This window comes from Enterobacter sp. 302C9, assembly GCF_034106085.1.
Lineage (GTDB): Bacteria > Pseudomonadota > Gammaproteobacteria > Enterobacterales > Enterobacteriaceae > Enterobacter > Enterobacter asburiae_B.
This window is the reverse complement of record NZ_JAWNBW010000005.1, coordinates 165,387-181,944: the sequence shown is the minus strand read 5'-3', so window position 1 is coordinate 181,944 and position 16,558 is coordinate 165,387. Positions and strand designations below refer to the sequence as shown.

Genomic DNA, 16,558 nt, shown 5'->3' with positions numbered 1-16,558 from the left:
TAATGTCTACATATCTGATTGGCGACGTTCACGGTTGCTACGATGAACTGATCGCATTATTAAAACAGGTCGACTTTACGCCAGGACAGGACACGCTCTGGCTGACGGGCGATTTAGTCGCGCGTGGCCCCGGCTCCCTTGAAGTATTACGTTTCGTCAAATCGCTGGGCGATAGCGTGCGCATGGTGCTGGGCAATCACGATCTGCATCTGCTGGCGGTTTTCGCCGGGATCAGCCGCAACAAACCTAAAGATCGCCTCACCCCACTGCTGGATGCGCCGGACGCGGACGATCTGATTAACTGGCTGCGCCGTCAGCCCCTGCTGCAGATCGACGAAGAGAAAAAGCTGGTCATGGCGCATGCCGGGATCACCCCGCAATGGGATCTTGAGACGGCGAAAACCTGCGCGCGTGACGTTGAGGCGGTGCTGGCAAGCGACTCGTATCCTTTCTTCCTCGATGCCATGTACGGCGATATGCCGAACCACTGGAGCGAGGATCTCAGCGGTCTGGCCCGTCTGCGCTTTATCACCAACGCGTTCACCCGCATGCGCTTCTGCTTCCCGAACGGACAGCTGGATATGTATTCCAAAGAAACGCCGGAAAGCGCGCCCGCGCCGCTGAAACCGTGGTTTGCCATTCCGGGGCCGGTGACAAGCGAGTACAGCGTGGTATTTGGCCACTGGGCTGCGCTGGAAGGAAAAGGAACACCGGAAGGGATTTACGGTCTGGATACCGGATGCTGCTGGGGCGGAGAGTTAACCTGCTTGCGCTGGGAAGATAAAGCTTACTTTGTGCAGCCGTCCAACCGACAGCTGGACCTGGGGGAAAGCGAGGCCGTTGCCTCCTGATACGTAATTCCCTCTCCCGGCCGGGAGAGGGAAAATCACTTAACGACGTTCCAGAATCTCGAAGCAGTAGCTGTGGGAGTTCTGTGCATCCGCGTCGTGGAATTCGCTGAATACCGATTCCCACTCGTCCGGATCGTAGTCCGGGAAATGAGTATCCCCTTCCACTTCTGCATCAATGTGGGTCAGATACAGCTTCTGCGCTTTTGGCAGGAACTGCTCGTACACGCGCCCACCGCCAATCACCATGATCTCTTCGGCATTGCCGCATGCAGCAATCGCCTCGTCTACTGATTTTACCCATTCGACGCGATCGTCAGTGCCCGGCTGGCTGCTGATAACGATATTCTTACGGCCCGGCAATGGACGACCAATCGACTCCCAGGTCAGGCGGCCCATCACTACCGGCTTGTTTAACGTAGTACGTTTAAACCATGCGAGATCGGCAGGCAGGTTCCACGGCATGGCATTTTCCATACCGATAACGCGGTCCACCGCCAGCGCTGCAATCAGACTGATCATTGAAAATTTCCCGGATGCAAAAAATTGCCGCCACTATACGGAAAGCTTAATCTTTCGTCGACTGGCGGCAGGGTAAAGATAAAGAAATTTTTTAATATTGCTGGCAACTCCACTTCACGCGGAAGGTTTACTCTCGGGCTCGTCAGCCGGATCGCCGGTATGCTTGCCCTCTTCCGTGCCCTGCCAGCCATGGCGCTGGATCAGCGACAGGTGGTTACGGTCCTCGTTAATGATTTCCGTCAGCATCGCGCTGGTGCGTTTGAACACCGCCGCACGCTCGGTGGCCGTACTGCCGGCCATCGCCGCCATCTCTTCGACCATCTCGGTATTAAAGCGGCGGAACAGGTCTGCCCGTTCGCGTGCTTCATACGCGCCGAGCCCCAGGTTTTCCAGCGCCATGCGGCCAGACTTCAGCGCACCTTCGAACGTTTCACGTTCCGGCGCCTCTACGCCCGCCTGTCGCAGCCGGATGTAGTGATCCACATCGCGCGCGCGGGAAATAATGGTCAGCGCCGGGAAATGCTCTTTTACCAGCTCCACCATCTGCATGCTGGTTTCCGGATCGTCAATGGCGTTAATCAACACCTCGGCTTTTGCCGCCCCGGCAGATTCCAGCAGATCGACGCGGGTCGCATCCCCGTAAAACACCTTCATATCAAATTTACGCAGGGTATCGACATGGTCGGGGTCGTGATCGAGGATGACCATTTTCACCCCGCTCGACAGCAGTAAACGACCCACGATCTGCCCGTAGCGGCCAAATCCGGCGATGATGACGCGCGGCTGCTCCTCGTCGATCTCATCGGCCTCGCGCTCCTGACCGCTGTCCGATTTCTCCAGGCGCGTCAGCACCACCAGCAGCACAGGCGTCGCCGCCATCGACAGGGCGACCGCCAGCGTCAGCGCCTTCGCCCACTCGGGATCGAGCACGTTTGCCATCTGCGCGGCGCCAAAGACCACGAATGCAAATTCACTCCCCTGCCCCAGCAGCACGGCGAACCAGCGGCGCTGCCTGCCCGGCACGTTCAGTGGTCGAGCAATCAGCCACAGCATCACCATTTTAATGACCAGGAAGCCGACGAGCAGGATGACGATCCGCAGCGGATGCGTCACCAGCGTGCCGAAGTCGACGGACATCCCGACGCCGATGAAAAACAGTCCCAGCAGCAGTCCTTTGAACGGCTCGATATCGCTTTCCAGCGCGTGACGGTATTCAGAGCTCGCCAGCAGAACGCCTGCGAGGAACGCCCCCATCGCCATCGACAGCCCGGCCTCCTCCAGCAGCAGACCGAAGCCAAACACCAGGAACAGCGCCACGGCGCTGAACACTTCGCGCAGGCCAGAACGGGCGACAAACCGCAGCAGCGGGCGGGTCACGTAGCGGCCAAGCAGCACCACCAGCGCCAGCGCGCCCGCCACCTTCAGCGCCGACAGCGCGAAAGCGCCCAGCGTGGTAGAGGAACCGCTGGCCGCCAGAAGCGGGATCATCGCTACCAGCGGGATAGCGGCAATGTCCTGGAACAGCAGCACCGAGAACGCGCTGCGTCCCATCTGGGAGACCGTCAGATTTCGCTCGTTCATCGCCTGCATGGCAATCGCCGTGGAGGAGAGCGCCAGCGTCATGCCAATGAGCTCTGCCACTTTCCAGTCCATACCCAACAGGATGCAGAACCCACCCAGCAGCAGCCCGCAGGCCACCATCTGCAGTGCCCCGCCGCCAAATACCGAGGCGCGAAGCTTCCACAGCCGCTGCGGGTCGAGCTCCAGGCCAATCACAAACAGCATCAGCACCACGCCAATCTCAGCGAAATGGAGAATCGCCTCGGCATCCGTGACCAGTCTAAAGCCCCACGGCCCAATGACGCAGCCTGCAATCAGGTAGCCGAGCACCGACCCCAGCCCCAGGCGTACCGCCACGGGCACAATCAGCGCCGCCGCGCCGAGGTAAATCAGCGCCTGTATCAGCGTATGGCTATCCATGGTGCGTCTCCTGCCACTCAAGTAAGCGTTGTTTATAATGACGAGCCTGCGCCTGCAGCGTTTCATCGTCGCAAACAAACGTGCAGTGCATCGCAAACGGCGGGAGCCAGTTCAGACCGCAATAGAGCGCAGTCGCCTGCAGCGGCTGCGCCAGGACGTCAAAACCCGGGAAGGAACCGATATCAAAATGGCTTTCCCCACCGCCGGTGGTGACCGCCCACATCAGGCTTTTTCCTTTTAGCGCATTGCCGTTGTGGCCATACGCCCAGCCGTGGGAGAAGACTTTATCAATCCACAGCTTCAGGAGCGAGGGCGTACTGTACCACTGCATTGGATGCTGCCAGATAATCAGATCGGCACGGGAGAGCGCCTCCTGTTCGGCGGCGATATCGATATTAAAATCGGGATAGAGTTGATAGAGGGAACGTATCTCTACGTTATCAAGCGTCCTTACCTGCTCAAGCATCCGCTTATTCGCATGCGAGTGCTGCGGATAAGGATGGGCATAAATTATCAGAATCATTGATTAGCCTGTTGTTACTGCTTTCTTTTAACAAAAGAGTGTAGTCAGTAATTCAACAGGCTAATAGTGAATATTATTGACGGGCTTACGTCAGAATTCTGAATTAGTTATCCAGCTCGCCCATGGATTTCACCTGGTCACGGTTAATCTGCTCGGTTTGACCGGTTTCGGCGTTTTTATATGACACCAGACCGGTATCGTCATCTACCTGCGGTTTGCCGTCGGTGACAATGGTTTTGCCATCGGTGGTTTTTACGGCCTGATTAGACGAACAGCCCGCAACGGTGAACATTGTCGTGGCAGCCAGAACGGAAGCGATCAGTAATTTATTTTGCATGGTGTTTTCCCCTGCTCTCAGTTGAATTTCGTTATCGACCTAACCATTTTAGGCTAACTGACTGAAAGCGGATGAAAAACCAGAAGGTTCTGAAGATGGGAGAATGCCCGGCAACCGAACGGCACCGGGCATTTTTACTTATTTGCTAATCTGCGCGTGCATTTCCTGCACTGAAATCACCTTCTCGGTGGCATCCGCGTTCAGCGCCATGGCCGTTGCGAAACCGCCGTTCAGGGTGGTGTCGTAGTGCACTTTGTACTGCAGCGCGCTGCGGCGAATCAGCTTGGAGTCTTCAATCGCCTGGCGGCCTGCGGTGGTGTTGATGATGTAGGTGTATTCGCCATTCTTGATACGGTCCTGAATGTGCGGACGACCTTCATGCACCTTGTTCACCAGACGCGGGTTGATGCCGGCTTCGCCCAGCACAATCGCGGTACCGTGGGTCGCGTCCAGCTCGAAGCCCTGTTTCAGCAGCTTGGCGGCCAGGTCAACCACGCGCTCTTTGTCGCCTTCGCGAACGGAGAGCAGCGCACGGCCTGATTTTCTCATGGTGGAGCTACTGCCCAGCTGCGCCTTCGCGAACGCTTCTGCGAAGGTGCGTCCCACGCCCATCACTTCCCCGGTAGAGCGCATTTCTGGCCCTAACAGCGGGTCAACGCCCGGGAATTTGTTGAACGGCAGCACCACTTCTTTCACCGAGTAGTACGGTGGAATGATCTCTTTGGTCACGCCCTGCTGCGCCAGCGTCTGACCCGCCATCACGCGCGCCGCCACTTTCGCCAGCGGAACGCCGGTGGCTTTGGAGACGAACGGTACGGTACGTGCCGCACGCGGGTTGACTTCAATCAGGTAGACTTCGTTGTCTTTCACCGCGAACTGGACGTTCATCAGACCGCGAACCTGCAGCTCAAAGGCCAGCTTCTGCACCTGCTGGCGCATCACGTCCTGAATCTCCTGGCTCAGCGTGTAGGCTGGCAGAGAACAGGCGGAGTCGCCGGAGTGCACGCCCGCCTGCTCGATGTGCTCCATGATGCCGCCAATCAGCACCATTTCGCCGTCGCAGATGGCGTCAACGTCCACTTCTACCGCGTCGTCGAGGAAGCGGTCGAGCAGCACAGGCGCATCGTTGGAAACGCTCACCGCAGTCTGGAAGTAGCGACGCAGGTCGGCTTCGTCATACACGATTTCCATCGCGCGGCCGCCCAGCACGTAGGAAGGACGCACCACCAGCGGGTAGCCAATCTCTTTCGCCTTCTCAACGGCCATTTCAATGGCGGTGACGGTGGCGTTCGCCGGCTGTTTCAGCTTCAGACGGTCAACCGCCTGCTGGAAACGCTCGCGGTCTTCCGCACGGTCAATCGCGTCCGGGCTGGTGCCGATAACCGGCACGCCTGCTGCTTCCAGCGCGCGCGCCAGCTTCAGCGGGGTCTGGCCGCCGTACTGCACGATAACGCCTTTTGGCTTCTCGATGCGCACGATTTCCAGCACGTCTTCCAGGGTAACCGGCTCGAAGTAGAGGCGGTCAGAGGTGTCGTAGTCGGTCGATACGGTTTCCGGGTTACAGTTGACCATGATGGTCTCGTAACCGTCTTCGCGCAGCGCCAGCGAGGCGTGTACGCAGCAGTAGTCGAACTCGATGCCCTGGCCGATACGGTTTGGACCGCCGCCCAGCACCATAATCTTGTCGCGGTCGACGGACGGGTTCGCTTCGCACTCGTCTTCATAGGTGGAGTACATGTAGGCGGTGTCGGTCGAGAATTCAGCCGCACAGGTGTCCACGCGCTTGTAGACCGGGTGCAGGTCGTACTGGTCGCGCAGCTTGCGGATTTCCGCTTCACGCACGCCCGCCAGCTTAGCCAGACGCGCATCGGCGAAGCCTTTGCGCTTCAGCACGCGCAGGAAGTCAGCGTCCAGGCCGTTGATGCCCAGCTCCGCGACCTGCTCTTCCAGACGCACCAGCTCTTCAATCTGCACCAGGAACCAGCGGTCGATGTTGGTCAGGTTGAACACGCCGTCGACGGACAGGCCCGCACGGAAGGCATCGGCGATATACCAGATACGCTCTGCGCCCGCGTCTTTCAGCTCGCGGCGGATTTTGGTCAGCGCTTCCGGGTCGTCCAGGCTCACTTTCGGGTCAAAGCCGGTCGCGCCCACTTCGAGGCCGCGCAGCGCTTTCTGCAGGGATTCCTGCTGCGTGCGGCCAATCGCCATCACTTCACCGACAGATTTCATCTGGGTGGTCAGACGGTCGTTCGCGCCCGCGAATTTCTCGAAGTTGAAGCGTGGAATTTTGGTCACAACGTAGTCGATGGACGGCTCGAAGGACGCTGGGGTGCGGCCACCGGTGATGTCGTTCATCAGCTCGTCGAGGGTGTAACCCACCGCCAGCTTCGCCGCCACTTTCGCAATCGGGAAGCCGGTCGCTTTAGAGGCCAGCGCGGAGGAACGGGACACGCGCGGGTTCATTTCGATAACAATCAGACGGCCTGTTTTCGGGTTCACCGAGAACTGCACGTTAGAGCCGCCGGTTTCCACGCCGATTTCACGCAGTACCGCCATCGAGGCGTTACGCATGATTTGATACTCTTTGTCGGTCAGGGTCTGGGCTGGCGCAACGGTGATGGAGTCGCCGGTGTGGATACCCATCGCATCGAAGTTTTCGATGGAGCAGACGATGATGCAGTTGTCGTTTTTATCACGCACCACTTCCATCTCGTACTCTTTCCAGCCAATCAGCGATTCATCAATCAGCAGCTCTTTGGTTGGGGAGAGATCCAGACCGCGTTCGCAAATCTCTTCGAACTCTTCGCGGTTGTAGGCGATACCGCCGCCGGTGCCGCCCATGGTGAACGATGGACGGATGATGCACGGATAGCCCACGTCAGCCGCGACGGCCAGCGCTTCTTCCATGTTGTGTGCGATACCGGAACGCGCGGTGTCGAGGCCGATTTTCTTCATCGCCACGTCGAAGCGGCGACGGTCTTCTGCTTTATCAATCGCGTCGGCGGTCGCACCAATCATGGTCACGCCGAACTCTTCCAGCACGCCCTGACGCTCCAGCTCCAGCGCACAGTTCAGCGCCGTCTGGCCGCCCATGGTTGGCAGCACCGCGTCCGGACGCTCTTTCTCGATGATTTTACGTACCACTTCCCAGTGAATCGGCTCGATGTAGGTTGCATCAGCCATTTCCGGGTCGGTCATGATGGTTGCCGGGTTAGAGTTTACCAGGATTACGCGGTAACCCTCTTCACGCAGGGCTTTACACGCCTGCGCGCCGGAGTAGTCGAATTCGCAGGCCTGGCCGATGACGATCGGGCCAGCGCCAAGGATCAGGATGCTTTTTATGTCTGTACGTTTTGGCATTGTCTTCTCGGCTCCTGATTATTTAGCGGTCTTACGGTATTGCTCGATAAGTTCGATGAAGTGATCGAACAGCGGCGCGGCGTCGTGTGGGCCCGGGCTGGCTTCCGGGTGACCCTGGAAGCTGAATGCTGGCTTATCGGTGCGATGAATCCCCTGCAGGGTGCCATCAAACAGCGACTTATGGGTCACGCGCAGGTTAGCCGGCATCGAGGCTTCATCGACGGCAAAGCCGTGGTTCTGCGCGGTGATCATCACCGTGTTGTTATCGATGTCTTTCACCGGGTGGTTACCACCGTGGTGGCCGAACTTCATCTTAACGGTGTTCGCACCGCTCGCCAGCGCCAGCAGCTGATGGCCGAGGCAGATGCCGAATACCGGGATGTCGGTTTCCAGGAAGGACTTGATGGCGGCGATGGCGTAATCGCACGGCGCCGGGTCGCCAGGGCCGTTGGACAGGAAAATACCGTCCGGATTCATCTTCAGCACGTCTTCGGCAGACGTTTGTGCCGGAACTACCGTCAGGCGGCAGCCGCGGTCAACCAGCATGCGCAGGATGTTGCGCTTGGCGCCGAAATCGTAGGCCACCACGTGGAACGGCAGCTCGCTCTCTTTTTTCGCTTCCGGCAGGTCGCCTTCCAGCGTCCAGCTACCCTGAGTCCAGCTGTAGGCTTCAGCGGTCGTCACTTCTTTCGCCAGGTCCATGCCGTTCAGGCCCGGGAAGGCTTTCGCTTTTTCCAGCGCCAGCGTCGCATCGAGGTTATCACCCGCGATAATGCAGCCGTTCTGTGCACCCTTCTCGCGCAGCAGACGCGTTAACTTACGGGTATCGATATCGGCAATCGCCACGATGTTATGGCGCTTAAGGTGAGAAGAGAGGTCTTCGGTATTGCGGAAGTTGCTGGCAATCAGCGGCAGGTCGCGGATGACCAGACCTTGCGCATGTACCTGAGAAGATTCTTCGTCAGCCGCATTGGTGCCGACATTGCCGATATGAGGATAAGTAAGAGTAACGATTTGGCGAGAATAGGAAGGATCAGTGAGGATTTCTTGATAACCGGTCATTGAAGTATTGAAAACGACTTCCCCAACCGCCGAACCCGTTGCCCCTATGGCCCGACCGATAAACTGGGTTCCGTCTTCCAGAACCAATAGCGCTGACTTAATCAAAACACCCTCCAGAGAATATTCACTCACTTTATTTGCATATTAATTCATAGCATGTCATGGATCAATGCAAATGTGTTGCCAGCGGATTTTTGGCAAACGGCGGCATTCTGGGGATTTGGTGGGTAAAAGTCAACTTAAAACGGATATTTTGTTTACTCTTTTGCAAGTCTGGCGAGTGGAATGCGGCTTAAGCGACAAAAAGATCAGGTAAATCACTGCGGAAAACGCTTGCGCGCCTGGTTTAATGAAAAATGAGATGGTGCAGCACTATAAAGTAGACCAGATGGTCAAAATTTACATTTCAGTAACGTTAAAACGCCAAAAGAGATAGATATTTAGAGACTTAAACAAAAATACGCTATAAAACAGACAAAATAAAAGGGCAATAAAATATTGCCCTATGCAATCAAACAATTACGACTGCAATAACCACATCACGATGGGTAATAATGCTTACAAATTGTTGAGATCGAGCACATCTCGCATATCAAAAAGGCCGTTTTTCTTGTTTTTAAGCCACAAAGCAGAGCGTACGGCGCCGTTGGCAAACGTCATTCGGCTGGAGGCTTTATGCGTAATTTCGACACGTTCACCAATATCGGCGAACATCGCCGTATGTTCGCCGACGATGTCACCCGCTCGCACGGTTGCAAAGCCAATAGTGCCCGGCACGCGTTCGCCGGTGTAACCTTCGCGGGTATAGACCGCGCAGTCTTTTAAGTCTTTATCAAGTGCATGAGCAATCGCTTCGCCCATCGCCAGCGCCGTACCCGATGGCGCATCAACCTTGTAACGGTGGTGAGCTTCTACGATCTCAATATCGGTATAGTTGCCCATCACCTTCGCGGCCTTCTCCAGCAGCTTCAGCATGACGTTAACGCCCACGCTGAAGTTTGCCGCGAAGACAATCGCAATCTCTTTTGATGCATCCTGGATAGCCTGCTTGCCCGCATCGTCAAAACCGGTGGTGCCGATCACCATCCCCTTGCCGTGCTGACGACAAAACGCCAGATGCGTGAGCGTCCCTTCCGGGCGGGTAAAATCGATGAATACATCGAAGTCCTCTTTTACCGCCTCCAGGCTGCTTTGCACGGTAACGCCCGTGTGGCCTGCGCCCGCCAGCTCACCGGCATCGGTTCCCAGAAGCGACGAACCTTCACGCTCCAGTGCCGCGCCAAGCGCGACGCCATCCATCTGAAGTGCCGCCTGAATAAGCTGACGGCCCATACGTCCACCCGCGCCCGCAATGGCGACACGGATCTGTGCATCATGCATAGTTATTCTCTTACGTTAAAATGATGTAAACCGTTTTCAGATTAACCAGCCTTGAGAAGCACTGCCAACTGAAAACACCGATAATTAGAATTTAACGTGAAACCGACTTAAATATCAGTAAAAGACATGATTTTGTCGTCACGATAAAGTAACGGGTAAAAAAAAGGCCAGCACAGGAGGTGCTGGCCTTTCATCAGAAAAAGGTCTATTCGACTTCGCGGGCGTCGATGCGCAGTTCTTTCGGGACTTCGAAAACGATGTTCTCTTCACGTCCTTCCAGCGGCACCGCTTCGCCACCGCCCAGCTCCTGCAGACGGGAAATGACGTTCTGTACCAGAATATCTGGCGCAGACGCCCCGGCCGTCACGCCGACACAGGCCGCGTGTTTAACCCACTCTTCCTGAATATCCGACGCGTCATCAATCAGAAAAGCCATTTTCCCCATACGCTGCGCCAGTTCGGCCAGACGGTTGGAGTTAGACGAGTTTTTGGAGCCGACCACCAGCACCACGTCCGCCTGTTCAGCCAGTGCGCGCACCGCTTCCTGACGGTTAGTGGTCGCGTAGCAGATATCATCCTTACGCGGACCGACGATTTTCGGGAAGCGCTGGCGCAGGGCGTCAATCACGTCTGAGGTATCGTCTACGGAGAGCGTCGTCTGGGTCATAAACGACAGACGGGCTTCATTTTTCACGTTCAGCGTTAACACATCTTCAGGCGACTCAACCAGATACATACCCCCTTCCGGGTTGCTGTACTGGCCCATGGTGCCTTCGACTTCCGGATGCCCGGCATGGCCAATCAGAATCGACTCTTCACCACGACGGCTGGCGCGCGCCACTTCCATATGCACTTTTGTCACCAGCGGACAGGTGGCATCGAATACGGTCAGGTCGCGGCTTTTTGCTTCGTTACGTACCGCCTGAGAGACGCCGTGCGCGGAGAAGATCAGGATCGCACCGTCCGGCACTTCGCTGATTTGTTCAATGAAGATGGCGCCGCGCTCGCGCAGGCTGTCGACCACGTAGCGGTTGTGCACCACTTCGTGACGTACATAAATCGGCGCGCCGTAAATCTCCAGCGCGTTTTCAACAATGCTGATAGCGCGGTCTACACCGGCGCAGAAGCCGCGCGGGTTAGCCAACAGGATCTGCATTTCAGGCCTCCAGTGCAGGATCGATTTCCAGCACTTCAACATCAAAATGAACGGTACGCCCGGCAAGCGGATGGTTGAAGTCAACGGTAATAGAGTCGCCGTTGATCTCGCGGATCACGCCAGGCATTTCGCTGCCGTCCATAGCGGTAAAGAGCATAATCGCTCCGATCTCCGGTTCACCCGCGTCCATAAACTCGCGGCGCGAGAAATACTGGATCAGGTCCGGACTCGGCACGCCAAACGCGGCATCCGGCTCCAGCGAAAAGGCTTTTTTCTCACCCTCTTTCAGGCCCAGAAGCTGCTGCTCAAGACCTTCAGACAGGGAGGTATCGCCAAGACGAAACAGGGCCGGTTTGCCGTTATTGCGGGTGGATTCGGCCGTGGAGCCGTCATCCAGCTTCAGCGTGAAGTGAACGAGAACCGCGCTGTTGCTCTGTACGGATTTAGACATGCAAATTGCTCGCTTGTTTTGCCCGGTAGCATTACGCCACCGGGCGAGTGTGTTACGCCTGCTCTTTCGCGGCCGGTTTAGGCAAGAAGCCTTCCAGCACGATTAACGCCGCGCCGATACAAATTGCCGTATCGGCAAGGTTAAAGGTCGCGAAGTGCCAGTCGCCGACGTAGAAGTCGATCATATCAACCACAAAGCCGTGCCACAGGCGGTCAAACAGGTTGCCCAGCGCGCCGCCAATGATCAGCGCGTAGGCAATGTTATTCAGCTTTTGCGTGGCCTTCGAGCGGTACATCAGCACCGCGAGGATCACGCAGATACCGAGAGCGATACCCGCAAAGAACCAGCGCTGCCAGCCACCGCTGTCGGCAAGGAAACTAAACGCTGCGCCGTAGTTACGCGCGTAGTGCAGGTTAAGCGACGGGAACAGCGGAACCGTCTCCCCCAGAGCAAAATTCTGGAGGATCAGGAACTTGCTGCCCAGATCGATAATCAGCACCACCACAACCAGCCACAGCCAGCGCAGTCCTGTTGAACAGAGAGTTTTACTCATCAGGCAAACTTACGTTTTTCGCCGTCACCGGCGACGTTGCTTACACAGCGTCCGCAGATGTCTGCGTGTTCCGCCACCTGGCCAACATCGGTGGTGTAATGCCAGCAACGCGGGCATTTCTCACCGTCGGCTTTGCTCAGCGCGACTTTCAGTCCTTTGAGCAGCTCGCTCTGCTGAGCATCAGCAGAAGCATCGGCATAATCCGCAACTTTCGCACCGGAGGTCAACAGGACAAATCGTAATTCATCGCCCAGCGCCGTCAGCTTCGCCGCCAGCTCCGGTTCGGCATACAGCGTAACTGCCGCTTCCAGAGAGCCGCCGACTTTCTTGTCCGCGCGCGCCTGCTCGATAACCTTGTTCACTTCGCCACGCACTTTGAGCAGCTCGTCCCAGAAGGCATCGTTCATCGCTTCGGTGCTGGAGAGATCGAACAGACCTTCGTACCACTCGCCCGTGAACACATACTTCTCACGGTCGCCCGGCAGGTAGCCCCAGATTTCATCCGCGGTGAAGGACATGATCGGCGCCATCCAGCGCACCAGCGCTTCTGCGATGTGGAACAGCGCGGTCTGGCAGCTACGACGCGCCACGCTGTCCGCTTTCGCGGTGTACTGGCGGTCTTTGATGATGTCGAGGTAGAACGAGCCCATCTCGATGGAGCAGAAGCGCATCAGGCGCTGCACCACTTCGTGGAAGTCGTAAGACTCATAGGCTTTCAGAATATCTTCCTGCGCCGCTTTCGCGCAGCCTACCGCCCAGCGGTCCAGCACCACCATCTCTTCCGGTTTCACCATGTCTTTTGCCGGATCGAACCCGTTCAGGTTCGCCAGCAGGAAGCGCGCGGTGTTACGGATACGACGATAGCTGTCGGCAGCACGCTTCAGGATCTCGTCAGACACCGCCATTTCGCCGGTGTAATCGGTAGAGGCCACCCACAGACGCAGAATGTCTGCGCCCAGCTTGTTCATCACATCCTGCGGAGAAACGGTGTTACCGATAGATTTGGACATCTTACGGCCCTGACCATCCACGGTGAAGCCGTGAGTCAGTACCTGACGGTAAGGCGCTTTCCCCTTCATGGCGGTGGAGATCATCAGAGATGACATGAACCAGCCGCGGTGTTGGTCAGACCCTTCCAGATACATATCGGCAGCGTGACCGGCAAATTCCGGACGCACGTCAACCACGGAGGAGTGGGTAGACCCGGAGTCGAACCACACGTCCAGGGTATCCGGCACTTTCTCGTAGTTGTCTGCGTCAGTGCCCAGGATGTCGCGGGAGTCGAGATCCCACCACGCCTGAATGCCGTCAACTTCGACGCGCTTCGCCACTTCTTCCATCAGTTCCAGAGTGTTCGGGTGCAGCTCCTGCGTCTCTTTATGTACGAACAGAGACATCGGCACGCCCCAGGTACGCTGACGGGAGATACACCAGTCAGGACGATTAGCCACCATGGATTCGATACGCGCCTGGCCCCAGTCAGGGATCCACTGCACGCCTTTGATCTCTTTCAGAGACTGCTCGCGCAGGCCTTTCTGATCCATGCTGACGAACCACTGCGGGGTCGCACGGAAGATGATCGGCGTCTTATGACGCCAGCAGCACGGATAGCTGTGCTGCATTTTTTCAACGTGCAGCAGCGCGCCGCTGGTGCGCAGCATGTCGACGATGATGTCGTTCGCCTTGAAGACGTTGATACCGTCCAGCGCCGGATAGGTACCTGGCAGGTAAGATCCGTCCGGGCCAACAGGGTTAGCGATTTCCAGACCGTACTTCAGGCTGATGTTGTAGTCATCAGGACCGTGGCCACCGGCGGTATGCACCGCACCGGTACCCGCTTCCAGCGTCACGTGGTCGCCCAGGATCGCCGGAACGTCGAAGTCCAGGAACGGGTGCTTGAAGCGCATCAGCTCCAGCGCGTCGCCTTTCACGGTGCCCAGCACGGTGTAGTCGGTGATATGCGCGCGCTTCAGCACGCTCTCAACCAGATCTTTCGCCAGGATAACCGCCTGACCGTCAATCTGAACCAGCGCGTATTCGAACTCACCGGACAGGGAGATTGCACGGTTCGCTGGCAGGGTCCACGGGGTGGTGGTCCAGATCACCAGAGAGATCGGGCCGTTTACCGAGGAGACGCCAAATTTAGCCTTCACCGCATCCTGATCGACAGCGTTGAACGCCACGTCGATAGACGGAGAGGTTTTGTCGTAATACTCAACTTCCGCTTCTGCCAGCGCAGAGCGGCAGTCCACGCACCAGTGCACCGGCTTAGCGCCTTTGTGCAGGTGGCCGTTACCGATGATTTTACCCAGCGCACGGATGATGTTGGCTTCAGTTTTGAAATCCATGGTCAGGTACGGGTGCGACCAGTCGCCCAGCACGCCCAGACGGATGAAGTCAGCGCGCTGACCGTCAACCTGCGTGGCTGCGTATTCGCGGCACTTCGCACGGAACTCGGCGGCGGTGAACTTCTCACCCGGCTTGCCGAACTCTTGCTCCACTTTCAGCTCGATTGGCAGACCGTGGCAGTCCCAGCCCGGAACATAAGGCGAGTCGTATCCCGTGAGGCCTTTGGACTTCACGATAATGTCTTTCAGAATCTTGTTAACCGAGTGACCAATATGAATGCTGCCATTCGCATATGGAGGGCCATCATGCAGAATGAAGGTTTTTTTGCCTTTTTTGGCTGCACGAATGATGCCGTACAGGTCATCATCGGTCCAACGCGCCAGCATTCCCGGTTCGCGCTTGGCGAGATCGCCGCGCATCGGGAACCCTGTTTCCGGCAAATTCAGGGTTGATTTATAGTCACTCATCAGATTCTCGGTTCCGTATTTATCACGTAGGCAGTTAAGCCGGGTTCAAAGCCCAAAAAACTCGCGGGCCGTCAATTCATCTCGCGCAATTTGCGCTTTTAGTTCATCCAGCGAACCAAATCGCTGCTCGTTGCGTATTTTTTTACGCAGTATCACATCTATATGGCGACCATAGAGGTCCATTACAACGTCCAGCAGGTGCACTTCTAACTGTTGACGCACACCGGCGACGGTCGGACGCGTACCAATGTTGGCGACGCCGTAGAACGGCTTATCGCCCAGTCCTGCCACTTCCACCGCATACACCCCTTTAACCGGGGAAACCTGACGACGCAGCGGTATATTCGCCGTCGGGAAGCCTATCGTGCGGCCCAGCGCATCGCCATGGACCACGCGGCCAGAGATGGTGAACGGATGCCCCAGCAGGGTTTCTGCCGTGTCCAGGTCATCATTAGCCAGCGCCTGACGCACCGCCGTGCTGCTGACGCGCACGCCGCCTTCGCAGAAGGTCATCGCGCTGGTGACGTCAAATCCATACTCCAGACCAGCCTTCTGTAATAGCAAGAAATCGCCCTGACGACCAGCGCCAAAGCGGAAATCATCGCCCACGGCAAGAAACTGTACGCCAAGACGCTTAACCAGCAGGTCGCTGACGAAATTTTGTGCTGTCAGCGCGGCAAAGCGACGATCGAAACGTAAACACAATACATAGTCCACGCCGGACTCCGCCAGATAGCGCAATTTCTCGCGCAGGCGAGTGAGTCGGGCGGGAGATTTATCGCCCGCGAACAATTCCAGCGGCTGCGGCTCGAAAATCATCACTACAACGGGCAGGCCACGGGCCTCCCCTTCTTTCCGCAATCCCTGCAACAGCGCCTGATGACCACGATGCACGCCGTCGAAATTACCAATAGTCAGCACGCACCCGTGTGGCGCGCTGCTGAGATTATGTATGCCGCGTATCAGCTTCATGTCTGGCTCAAAACAGTGAAAATCGCCAAAGTATACCTTGTACAGCGGTTAAGGTTAACCGGCGATTGTTCGCGCAAAACAGAAAGCCGTAATGATTTCATCAGGCTGACCTTTCGCAGCGAAAAAATCTGCTCTTGAACTGCGATTTTTATGCCGAAAGGCTGTATTCAGGGAAGACAAGCTGGTAGAATCCTGCGCCATCACTACGTAACGTAGCGTCGCTAATTAACGGCGCTTATTTGCACAAATCCATTGACAAAAGAAGGCAAAGAGGGCATATTCCTCGGCCTTTGAATTGTCCACATAGAACATATTTGGGAGTTGGACTTGGCTAATATCAAATCAGCTAAGAAACGTGCCGTTCAGTCTGAAAAGGCTCGTAAGCACAACGCAAGCCGTCGCTCTATGATGCGTACTTTCATCAAGAAAGTATACGCAGCAATCGAAGCAGGCGACAAAGCTGCAGCGCAGAACGCATTTAACGAAATGCAACCAATCGTGGATCGTCAGGCTGCTAAAGGTCTGATCCACAAAAACAAAGCAGCGCGTCATAAAGCAAACCTGACCGCGCAGATCAACAAACTGGCTTAATCGC

Annotated in this window: 14 protein-coding genes and 1 pseudogene; 2 read left to right on the top strand and 13 right to left on the bottom strand. The window is 56.7% G+C overall.

Annotated features, from left to right (window positions below; translation table 11 throughout):
* Positions 1–2: 2 nt before the first annotated feature.
* Entirely contained in the window at positions 3–851 is an 849-nt protein-coding gene (gene apaH, locus UR289_RS12400; RefSeq protein ID WP_023310360.1) for a bis(5'-nucleosyl)-tetraphosphatase (symmetrical) ApaH, read from the top strand.
* A gap of 39 nt (positions 852–890) precedes the next feature.
* Here apaH and folA read toward each other — a convergent pair whose 3' ends face one another.
* The 13 genes and pseudogenes from folA to UR289_RS12335 all read right to left on the bottom strand — a co-directional run bounded on the left by folA (position 891) and on the right by UR289_RS12335 (position 16,189).
* Positions 891–1,370 carry a type 3 dihydrofolate reductase gene (gene folA / locus UR289_RS12395; protein WP_008502023.1) on the bottom strand — a complete coding sequence of 160 codons (480 nt, stop codon included), beginning with the start codon at positions 1,368–1,370 and terminating at the stop codon, positions 891–893.
* A 114-nt stretch (positions 1,371–1,484) separates the two neighbouring features.
* Positions 1,485–3,350, bottom strand: coding sequence for a glutathione-regulated potassium-efflux system protein KefC (kefC, locus tag UR289_RS12390; protein ID WP_047060178.1), 1,866 nt, complete (start codon positions 3,348–3,350; stop codon positions 1,485–1,487).
* On the bottom strand, positions 3,343–3,873 hold the full coding sequence (gene kefF / locus UR289_RS12385) for a glutathione-regulated potassium-efflux system oxidoreductase KefF (RefSeq protein WP_320710270.1): 531 nt from the start codon (positions 3,871–3,873) through the stop codon (positions 3,343–3,345). The genes kefC and kefF overlap by 8 nt, the downstream gene beginning before the upstream one ends.
* A 103-nt stretch (positions 3,874–3,976) precedes the next feature.
* Positions 3,977–4,210 (bottom strand): YgdI/YgdR family lipoprotein, encoded by a 234-nt coding sequence (locus UR289_RS12380; protein WP_023310357.1) that lies wholly within the window; start codon positions 4,208–4,210, stop codon positions 3,977–3,979.
* A 138-nt stretch (positions 4,211–4,348) separates the two neighbouring features.
* Entirely contained in the window at positions 4,349–7,573 is a 3,225-nt protein-coding gene (gene carB, locus UR289_RS12375) for a carbamoyl-phosphate synthase large subunit (RefSeq protein ID WP_039260850.1), read from the bottom strand.
* Positions 7,574–7,591: 18 nt separating this feature from the next.
* On the bottom strand, positions 7,592–8,740 hold the full coding sequence (gene carA, locus UR289_RS12370; RefSeq protein ID WP_320710267.1) for a glutamine-hydrolyzing carbamoyl-phosphate synthase small subunit: 1,149 nt from the start codon (positions 8,738–8,740) through the stop codon (positions 7,592–7,594).
* Between the two features lie 453 nt (positions 8,741–9,193).
* Positions 9,194–10,015: a 4-hydroxy-tetrahydrodipicolinate reductase gene (gene dapB, locus UR289_RS12365; protein WP_033144604.1), complete on the bottom strand. Its 822-nt coding sequence runs from the start codon at positions 10,013–10,015 to the stop codon at positions 9,194–9,196.
* 205 nt (positions 10,016–10,220) lie between these two features.
* On the bottom strand, positions 10,221–11,171 hold the full coding sequence (gene ispH, locus UR289_RS12360) for a 4-hydroxy-3-methylbut-2-enyl diphosphate reductase (RefSeq protein WP_159515494.1): 951 nt from the start codon (positions 11,169–11,171) through the stop codon (positions 10,221–10,223).
* 1 nt (position 11,172) lies between these two features.
* On the bottom strand, positions 11,173–11,622 hold the full coding sequence (gene fkpB, locus UR289_RS12355; RefSeq protein WP_003856450.1) for an FKBP-type peptidyl-prolyl cis-trans isomerase: 450 nt from the start codon (positions 11,620–11,622) through the stop codon (positions 11,173–11,175).
* Between the two features lie 52 nt (positions 11,623–11,674).
* Positions 11,675–12,175 carry a signal peptidase II gene (gene lspA / locus UR289_RS12350; protein ID WP_033144602.1) on the bottom strand — a complete coding sequence of 167 codons (501 nt, stop codon included), beginning with the start codon at positions 12,173–12,175 and terminating at the stop codon, positions 11,675–11,677.
* Positions 12,175–14,991, bottom strand: coding sequence for an isoleucine--tRNA ligase (gene ileS / locus UR289_RS12345; protein ID WP_069303651.1), 2,817 nt, complete (start codon positions 14,989–14,991; stop codon positions 12,175–12,177). Before ileS ends, lspA begins: the two co-directional genes overlap by 1 nt.
* Positions 14,992–15,036: 45 nt before the next feature.
* Positions 15,037–15,963, bottom strand: coding sequence for a bifunctional riboflavin kinase/FAD synthetase (gene ribF / locus UR289_RS12340; RefSeq protein WP_023310350.1), 927 nt, complete (start codon positions 15,961–15,963; stop codon positions 15,037–15,039).
* Positions 15,964–15,970: 7 nt separating this feature from the next.
* A pseudogene (locus UR289_RS12335) lies at positions 15,971–16,189 on the bottom strand (DUF2575 domain-containing protein).
* 101 nt (positions 16,190–16,290) lie between these two features.
* Here UR289_RS12335 and rpsT point away from each other — a divergent pair.
* Entirely contained in the window at positions 16,291–16,554 is a 264-nt protein-coding gene (gene rpsT, locus UR289_RS12330; RefSeq protein ID WP_003856458.1) for a 30S ribosomal protein S20, read from the top strand.
* The last annotated feature ends 4 nt before the right edge of the window (positions 16,555–16,558 follow it).